The 1,107-nt window shown below is 61.4% G+C and carries 1 protein-coding gene; it reads right to left on the minus strand.

The features are described 5' to 3' along the window. Positions 1–593: 593 nt before the first annotated feature. A partial coding sequence (locus tag F3J08_RS16820; RefSeq protein WP_166931916.1) for a TolC family protein occupies positions 594–1,107 on the minus strand: 514 nt, incomplete at its 5' end.

Genomic DNA, 1,107 nt, shown 5'->3' on the forward strand with positions numbered 1-1,107 from the left:
GACGACGAAATTCTTCTGGAGCCTGGTGGCTCGATTTATTTCGGGGTTAATGGTTAACAACCCGCGGATACGCTCATTCCGTGCGAACGACGGACTTTATTCCACGATATCGCTGATAAGTGACTGGCAATCAGGGCACGACGCAATTCGCCGCGCGGCGTCAGACAGATCGCCTGATAGATCGTCTCGTGCAACACACGCGCCCTCCTGTCCGTCAGGGTGCTCGTGGCGCAGTCTGGCGGCGATCTGCTGTTGCGACCATCCGGCATGCCGCCGCTGTCTAACCGCCTCCCACCGCGCAGGGTCACTCAGCTTGCGCGTAGAGCGGACCTTGCGGCGGCGAGCCGTTGCCTGCCGATGCGCAGTGCCGGCTTCATACACACCCAACAAGCCGTGCCGCGTCAGTTCCCGGCTGCCGCCCTGCCCAGCCGCGGGCCAATCGTCCGCATCATCTCGCCGTGCTTATGACCCAACTGGATGACCACTCGATGATCCAGAGACAGCTCGCGATAACACCGCATCCTCGTCTCCCTCTTCAAAGCAAACTTGCGCCGTTGCACCCGGAGTTGGAGACCGACAGCTTTTCGGGGCCGTTAGCGTGTTGAGTTCGTTTCCCATCCGCCCCCCAACGCCTTGTACAGCGCCAGATCGCTGATCACCAGAACCTGCTGCGTGGCTATTACGCGATCATGGATTTGATCCACAAGGTTTCTGTCGACAATCGTCGGAAGGAGCGAGGTTTCACCGCTGTGATATTCTCGCTCCGAGCGTATGAAGTGGTCCTGGGCTGAGTCAAGTTCGAGGCTCAGTAAAGACGTTCGCGCGCTGGCGTCGCCTATCGTGGCGAGCCGGTCTTCCACATCGCGCAGCGCGTTGAGCACGGCCTGCCGGTAACCAAGCCAGGCTGCGTCACGTTGCAGGCGCGCCGCGTCGATCTGCGCGGTACGACGCCCTCCGGCGTAGATCGTCTCGCCGGCCGCGACGCCGAGTTGCCATAGAAGGCTGGCGGTGGTGAACGCCTGATGCAGCGTGCTGGTGGTCACCCCGAAATCCAGTGGGATCGCGACTTTCGGGTACAGGGAGGCGACCGCTACTCCGATTTCGGCA

The organism is Asaia sp. As-1742, assembly GCF_011753235.1.
GTDB lineage: Bacteria > Pseudomonadota > Alphaproteobacteria > Acetobacterales > Acetobacteraceae > Asaia > Asaia bogorensis_B.